Annotated in this window: 4 protein-coding genes; 1 reads left to right on the top strand and 3 read right to left on the bottom strand. The window is 44.6% G+C overall.

What is annotated here, in order from left to right:
- The first annotated feature begins 116 nt into the window (after positions 1–116).
- A protein-coding gene (locus JFN88_RS03375) for an IS3 family transposase (protein WP_379165871.1) occupies positions 117–1711 on the top strand; the annotation gives its coding sequence in 2 pieces (ribosomal slippage) (positions 117–579 and positions 579–1711; 1596 coding nt in all).
- A 20-nt stretch (positions 1712–1731) separates the two neighbouring features.
- Here JFN88_RS03375 and JFN88_RS03370 read toward each other — a convergent pair.
- From JFN88_RS03370 to JFN88_RS03360, 3 genes are all read right to left on the bottom strand, one after another.
- Positions 1732–2619 (bottom strand): DUF3427 domain-containing protein, encoded by an 888-nt coding sequence (locus JFN88_RS03370; protein WP_233167371.1) that lies wholly within the window; start codon positions 2617–2619, stop codon positions 1732–1734.
- 228 nt (positions 2620–2847) lie between these two features.
- A complete protein-coding gene (gene drmB, locus JFN88_RS03365; RefSeq protein ID WP_199017879.1) occupies positions 2848–4692 on the bottom strand; it encodes a DUF1998 domain-containing protein in 1845 nt (614 codons plus the stop codon).
- A 3-nt stretch (positions 4693–4695) separates the two neighbouring features.
- Positions 4696–8355: a helicase-related protein gene (locus JFN88_RS03360; RefSeq protein ID WP_332908428.1), complete on the bottom strand. Its 3660-nt coding sequence runs from the start codon at positions 8353–8355 to the stop codon at positions 4696–4698.
- Positions 8356–8365 lie beyond the last annotated feature (10 nt).

The following is an 8365-nucleotide window of genomic DNA, read 5'->3' as shown; positions in this document are numbered from 1 at the left end:
ACGGTACTCTCGGCTATCTTACCCCCGTACAAGCTAGAAAAGTGCCCTCATAATTGTTGTTCAGTTTTGTGTTGACAATCCATAAAGTGGGGATAACGAGGACGAGGTGAGAGAAAATGAACCAAGTGAATGAAAAGTTGAAGCAGAGCATTGTAGAGCGAATGTTGCCCCCGAATAATGAATCGGTGAGTCAGGTGGCCAAGGAGAGCGGTGTCTCGGAGACGACGTTATACAAATGGAAGAAGGCGGCAATGGGCCAAGGGATACCAAATAACAGTGACGTGTCACCCGAGCGATGGAATACACGTGAGAAGTTCGCGATTGTCATCGAAACGGCAAGCTTAAGCGAAATCGAGGTGGCCGAGTACTGCCGGACAAAAGGATTGTTCGTCGAGCAGGTTGAAGCTTGGCGGGAGACTTGTATGCAAGCCAATGGCGGCGTTGCCGCCCAGGCGGGTAAGCTGCAGAAAGAGCTTCGCACTAAAGAACAAGAGAACAAAGCCTTAAGCCGAGAGCTTAAACGTAAGGAAGCCGCGCTCGCCGAAGCCGCCGCCCTGTTGGTGCTGCGAAAAAAGGCCCAAGCGATTTTGGGGGACCCCGAGGACGAATGATCCACACCTCAGATCGCAAACAAGCCATTACCCTGATTCAAGCCGCCGTCGTTTCCGGTGCAAGAGAAGCGATGGCGTGCAAGGAGCTGGGGCTGACCCAGCGAACACTGCAACGCTGGCGTAAGCAAAGCGGCACCGAGGATGGACGCCCTCACGCTACGCGTCCCGCGCCTGCCAACAAGCTAAGCGAGGTGGAAGAGCAGCAGGTGCTGGAAGTTCTTCAGCAGCCGCACAACCAGAGCCTGCCACCAAGTCAGATTGTGCCTGCTTTGGCTGACGAAGGCATCTATATCGCTTCCGAATCGAGCTTCTATCGCGTCATGCATAAGCATAATCAACAGCACCATCGCGGGCGTAGCAAGAAACGCACCGCGAGGCCGCTTACCCGTCATGCTGCGACCGGACCGAATGAAGTGTGGATGTGGGACATTACCTGGTTGCCGGGGCCTGCAAAGGGGCTATTACTCTACTTGTATCTCATCCTGGATTTGTACAGTCGAAAAATCGTCGGCTGGGAGATTTGGGAGGAAGAGTCGGCGGGGCATGCCAGTCAGCTGATTCGATGCACCGTGATCCGGGAGCAATGTGTGATCCGTCATCAACCGCTCGTGCTCCATTCGGATAACGGGAGCCCGATGAAGGGAGCTACGTTACTCGAGACGCTGTACAGCTTGGGCATTACGCCCTCCCGCAGCCGACCGCGCGTGAGCAACGACAATCCCTATGCGGAATCGATTTTTCGCACCTGCAAGTACCGCCCGGATCTTCCGGTCAAAGGCTTTAAAGACGTCATGGCGGCACGGGTATGGGTGAAGTCATTTGCTCGCTGGTACAACGATGAGCATCGTCATAGCGGTCTGAATTTCATTACACCGAACCAGCGACATCAAGGATTGGCAGACGACGTATTTAAAAAACGCAAAGCCGTGTACGAGGCCGCAAAAGCCAAGCACCCCAGTCGCTGGTCTGGCGAAGTGCGTGACTGGAGCTTAGAAGATGAAGTCTGGCTCAATCCTGAACGAGCTACGCCTATTCAGGCTGCGACAAAATCACAAGCTGGACAACATCCTATTTTTGAGAAATCGCGACAACTATCTTGACAAACATCGGTATCGTTGCCTCATTCTCTCATAGGTTTTGCTGCTATTGAAGGTGGGTTGGATTTGACGCTTACTTTTCGCGTGACTTTCTTTTGACTCCAAAGAATTCCTCTTAACTCTTCAATTGAGTACGGTTCTGGTTTACGCTTGTGAAGCATAGCATGACAATTAGGACAAACAGGCTTCAAATCTTTAATAGGGTTAATTTCGTACTCCTTACCAATTTCTCGCAAAGACTTCAAATGATGCACATGTATGAAACCTTCCCCAATCTCCCCGTAGTGATCTGCGAAGTTAAATTCACACACACTACATACTACTCCATAATGCTCAATGCACCTTTTTCTTGCTAGCGGGTTCCGTTCATATATGTTTACAAAAACTTGCTTTATCGCACCCTCAACTAGCTTTTCTGATTCACTAACTTCTTCCGTCAATATTTCTGGATGGCTTTCTCTTGGATCAGTAAATTGCCAAACAATATTAACTGGTGAGGTATCCCTAAAGCTTTTTACTTTTCCATTCCCAAGATATAAAAAATTAGGGTTATCATTACTTTCCCTTACGAAGATGTAAACCTTCCCTGTGGGGTTAAGCAAAGATTGAATAGAATTATGAGATAGTTTGGAACCATTTTTTGCATACCAAACTAAATCATTTCCATCAAACCTATTAGGGTAATCATGACCTGTCCTTCCGGATGCCCCAATATTTGCAAACACATAACAATCGTTGTTGAACCGAGAATAACCAGTATCCCAATTTCCTCCTCGTTTCCCTTCTGGAACACTCATAATTTGATAGACATCTTTACGTGAATAGAATTCGCCTACGACAAAACTAAGGCGTTCTTCCTTAACTATCATTTTGTTATTATTTTCATCGTTTATGTTTTGGGGAATAGGCATAGATCCTCCAGTTAATGAGTAGCAAAATACGCTTGTTTATTTTGGCAGAAACATGTAGTTTGCTTCCGAAAGACTCACTCAATCTCAAAGCCCATTGAACGAGTCTTCCAAAAATGATAGCTAGCTACTACAGTTTCGCAAATTCATGGTTCATTTCTCGTCAGGGATGGAAATGCCTCTGCCCCCTTTATTAGGGCTAAGCCGAATATTGTATGATTCCATGGTAATTCACACAAAATCTTTGAAAAATCCGATATTTTTATCTTTGAATGTGCCGACAACAAGTCCACGATCAAGAAATCCGTTACGTTCTTCGCAGCAGGTTTCCGGCAAAAGCCCACAAGCATGACAAGCAGCAAGATTCAGAGATTCTCGTCCCTGACCTCGACTGAGGATACACACCGGATCATTAGAACAGGTTCGAGCGCTAGTTATCGCTTTTTTGAAAATACGCGAAAAGGCATCGGGTCTACCTTGTCTCACAAGCCCTCCTAAGGTTCCTTCGGCGTCACCGCTTGCGGTATAAATAAATATTCCCGCCATTTGTTTCCCCTCGACACCTTCAGCACAGTAAATTCGCTCACTTAGCGACGCGACACTATATCCACATTCAAAGCTAAGTTCTTTGATGAGCAAATGAGAAAGCGTATGGAGCAACACAAACTTTGGCGATATTTTACGCTGATGATTTTGACCTATGAACGACAAAGCATAATTCTCATTTATTCGACCAGCTCGCTCAGTCACCACAGGGTTATTTTGAATCCAGCCATCTATGGCACTCTGTTCAAATTCGATAAAAATCCCTTCGCCGCGAACCTCATACGCTGGATACCACTTCGTTCCTGACTCTTTAATATGAACAAATCCCTCATCTGTTTTGCTAATTACGGGATTTATGCGTGAGAATCCGATAAGAGCGTTTACGACTCGCACTTTATCGATCAGCGAAATCGCTTTAATGTATGGCAGTTTGTAATCATCCATACTCATCTCTTCACGCGAAAAATCATCCCCTGCGTTGGGCGGAGTACCCACTTCTCCACTAAGAGCCTCATATTCTTCAGATCGATACTTCACACTCATTACGTCGATTTCTACATTTTCTTTATCAAGCCATTTTCGCCGCAATATGCGCTCAATGTCGGATTTGACGGCACCTGTTTCCAACGCAATTTTATCAATCCATTTTGGAAGTCGCTTGTTGATCGTGTCGATTTTGTCTTCCGGATCTTCGTCTTCTATTATTGTCATACAGTCGGCGAATGCCTTGCTTTTCTCGATTTTTGCATTTATTTGATCTGCATACGGAGGAATAACCAGAGAACTGTGTACCAAAGGAAAATACACTGACGATGAACCGCGTTGAACAGTTTTCGGATGTAATGTGCATTTTTCCTTTGTATGTTTCTGTGGATGACGGCCTTCACACCGAAACTCGCTAGTATCGCTCTCTTTATCAAGCCCTTCGAATATATCTTTATTAAACGCATTTTTCAGCGTAACCGAAGCTCCACAGGAACAAGAGATACTCAATCCCTCAAGTCCCTCGGCGCCAGACGCACCAGTCTTGAATTTCAACAATGGGGTTCCGCAAATGCTTTTTTTGCTTTGCCTATGTACCCACTTCACCCATGGAAAATCGTTGATGTGTCCGTGTTCGCATACAGTCACAATACGAGCGACAACCAAATCCTGCCCACAATCCAGACATTGCAAATGACGTATCATATTGCTGTCGTATTTAAGCGCTGTTTTACCACTTTTCTTGAACTCGGCAACCCAATGTTCTATCGGTTGGAACTTACGACACTTGGGACAAAAATACCATTCTGGAAAACGAGCATAGGATATATCCAACGGCATTGCAAAACATTCAACTCCGAGCGCTTTTGCAAAACGTTCGTCGTAGATTTTACGTATATCGTTCCAGTATTCCGGCGCAGCCGTCATGAGTGTCTGATCGGGAAAATCGACCATTGCGCCGACACCATATTGAAGAACCGCTTGCGACGCTCTAACGGAGTGTGTCACAAGGTTAAGCCCGACCTTTTCCTTGAATTGCTCGATCATATCTTACTCCTCCCAAATAACAATCTTGCCTTTAACTTGAGTATCTACATTTCTCATAGAAGTTAAAGTTTCGATTGCAGAATCCTGGTCTGGAGAATTGTATTGCCTAAGCAAACGTTTTTCGCCTGACGCAGGAGGACTAACCATATAGCTTTTACCGAAATAAAGGGGAACATTAGACTCAAGAGACTTGGTTACCGACTCTTTCCAGTAGTCAAAGAACACATCCATTTCACTCTCAACATCCGAAGTATCGTCTTTCAATCCGTTACCAGCACGAGCGTTTATCATTTTTATTCGCTCGATAATAAACGTCTTTATCTCCTGAATCACGTGCATAATTGAGTCCATATCGAAATTCACAGCATCTCTGTCCTCACGCAAACCCTCTCGATGCCTCATCATCGAAGTAAGTACGGCGTGCAAAGCACGCCCTCGCGCTGGCTTTGAAAATGGCGTTGCCCCCGTGGGCTCTACAAAGCGATAAAATGATTCGTGATATGCTCTAAACCTTTCATAATGTGAACGATCACGACTTTTCGTTGCATCGTATTGTACAAAAGCAATCCCTGGAAATGACCGTCCAACACGACTTGACGCCTGAATATATTCACTAGTCAATTTAGGCTGTCCAACCATCAGTATGACGTTAAGCCGCGCAACATCAATGCCAACCGAGATCATATTCGTCGCCAGAAGAATGTTTGAAGCGTATCGCTTAGCATCAATATTCTCACGCGAATACGCCAATTTCTCCAACTTATCCAAGGTTTCATTCAGTTCTGTAGTTGTAACACGGCTCGTAAGTTCATCGGCGCTGATGATGAGTCGAGGAGAAGTGAACATGCGATTTGCCGTTCGCCTTATAAAGTCTTTTACGTCATCGTCAACAAGTGTAGATGCCTTTCCGAGATCTTTCAGGCTGTTGAAATAAACGGTCAGCGTCCACAACTTATCTTTTACCGCATCGGGCAAATTCATCGTATGAGCTTGCTGCATCAATGCCGCCATAGCTCTAATTTCCGTCATCGCCTTTGTTTTTCCTGACGGCATTATTCCGACATATTTACGACCGAATACGCCTTTTTCATACGATATTTCGGCTTCTCGGGCAAAAAAAGAATCCTCGGCATTTAACCCTGCTGCGGGAAATTGAACGACCTCGCGATTATACAGCACAGAACATTGCTCTTTTGCTCTGCGAATAGTCGCTGTTGAGGCAATGATTTTCGGACGTATCCCTTTTTGACTGCAAATTGCATCTACTGCTGTTTCATATAACCCCACAATAGTTCCAAGCGCACCGGAAATCAGATGAAGTTCATCTTGAATAATCAATTCTGGCGAACGATTATTTCCACCTGCCCCAAAGAATGCACCTATTCGCCCATCCCACGGTAGCATAGCAAACTTATCAACCGTTCCGAACAGCAACGTTGGAGGATTTTTATAGAGTTCCTCGTCAATAATTTGAATGGGAAGCACATTTGTAAAATCACATTCCTCTTGAGGACAGAACATATAAAAGTATTTGCCCTGTCGCATGCTGTAACCCCATTTTCCAATGAGTTTTTTACCTCTATCGTCTTTTACAAGTTTTGTCCCGCACCACGGGCATTTCAGAACTTGAAATTTATTATGCCTGTCCTTTGCGGTACGAACACTATAATGCTCTGTAACATTCAGAAGTTTTTCTAAATGTCCTTTCGCTTCCACATTACGATTTGGTATGTGGTTCCGGCCTATCCAAAGGCCAATTGTAATCGATATTTTGCCTAATGGATACGATGGATATTTGTGCTTCTTAGCTTCACAGTCTATTCGGATAAACTCGCAGGCGCATATTAAAGTTGCCGCGCGAGTGAATTGTTGAGCAGCCAGTAACCGTAATGTATATCGCATAATGACAGTTGTACCTGACGCTTCATGCGGATAAGCCAATCGGCGATAGAAAATCGTGAAAGCCGTCAATCCAAGATAAGCCTCCGTTTTCCCACCGCCGGTAGGAAACCATATCAGATCAACAATATCCCGTTCTGGCGAATCATCGTTAACAATCGAATTGATATCCATCAGCAAAAACGCAATCTGAAATGGTCTCCACCTACAACCCTCATCGCCTGCGTTGCGATAATTTATGTCTCGCAATAAAGCTGCTATTGTTTCGTCATCAGGATAACGATCAACGTCTGCCGTTTCGGACTGCATTTGGAGATGAACCCTCTGCATAAACATTGCTCTATTGGCAAGAAGAAAAGCCGAATAAGCGTTACTATTGCTTTCAAGTATTTTGATGCCCGCATACATTCTGTCGTAAGCCCGTTTGCACTCCTTAATGTTTTTTGCAGCAGCAGACATATATCGCGTATCGAGGGACTTGGACATTAACTCCAATTCGTCAACCCACGATCTATACAAATCGACCACACTTTTGAGAACCGATAATTGTTGAGCTTTATCCGCGCTATCTAAATCCGATAGATATTTCATAGATAGCTTTTCTATTGAAACAACATCGTTTTCTGGAAAATCAAAACTCACCGGAGGAACTTCGACTTGCGGAAAGAAATCGCTCCAGATATCGCCTCTGCCTCCATCGTCAATGTCCCAATCAACTGACACACCAAGACCTGTGCCATATATCTTTTTATTTCGATATAGCAGTTCCAATGAGTGTTCCTCATCGTCCATTGTTGATGTATCCCAATCTGGATTGCTTTCGATAAACGTAAAAACGTTTTGTTCAGTTGAAAGAGAGAGCTTGGGTTGGAAAATACAATGTATCGCTTGAGCAGGAATTTCGTCCATATCGTTCACAAGCATTATAGTCAACGACCACAGGCTCTCTCCAATTTTTGTTCTCAAAGCAGTAACTTTAGCGGTAGTGCCATCAAACTCTTTGTTGTTATCGATGTAATCGCTGTTCGTAAAGTCAAGAACAAATTCCGCAGAGTGCGGCACACGAACATGTCCGTTCCTGCAGAAATCTGCGAAACGGTAGACGATTTGCTTAATGTCCGACATCTCGTTTTCTGGGATCGTGTCTCTTTCAATAATTTCTCTGATTTCTTTTGCACTTATAGCTGAAAAAAGCTGGATGACTCCACGCTCTTTGTCATACAACATTTTGTGCGACAATTCAGACGGAATAGAATAACCATCAGGAGCATTAGGAAACGGTATTATACAATCAGACGGTTTCGCATTTCTATACGTCGCGAAGGACACGTTACCACGCACAATAGCTGTATCCCCTCTGACAAAAAACGTAATGCCCATTGAAGATGGCATATATTGGGCTGATAATCCAATCTCTTCGTCCAAATTCTCATCCGCTGTTTCGTCAAACTCAAAATGACGGCTGCTCATAGAGCGTTTCTCGGTTTTCGCCTCTTCTAATGATTCACTTTCTATATTATCATCGTCAACTTCTTCTTCACTTTCATTCATCGGTACGGTTTCATCATTGTCCTGATTCACACGATTTCCTTGCGGATAGAGTATACCTACCGAATAGCGGCTTACAGGGCTGCTCGAAATAAGCTCATGTTCAGCATCCGGTACAGTAAATTCTGAACCCGGCCCTAAAAGTTCAGATTTAATCAGATTGATGTATTCATCGCGAGCAGCAGTCATCTGTTTTCTTATTTCATTATTGTTCACGTATATACCC

This window comes from Paenibacillus roseus, assembly GCF_016424485.1.
Taxonomy (GTDB): Bacteria; Bacillota; Bacilli; order Paenibacillales; family Paenibacillaceae; genus Paenibacillus_D; species Paenibacillus_D roseus.
This window is presented reverse-complemented; position numbering and strand designations above follow the sequence as displayed.

Excerpts from the sequence above, each read along its gene's own strand:
- JFN88_RS03370 (WP_233167371.1), bottom strand. The coding sequence starts at position 2,619 with ATGCCTATTCCCCAAAACATAAACGATGAAAATAATAACAAAATGATA.
- drmB (WP_199017879.1), bottom strand. The coding sequence starts at position 4,692 with ATGATCGAGCAATTCAAGGAAAAGGTCGGGCTTAACCTTGTGACACAC.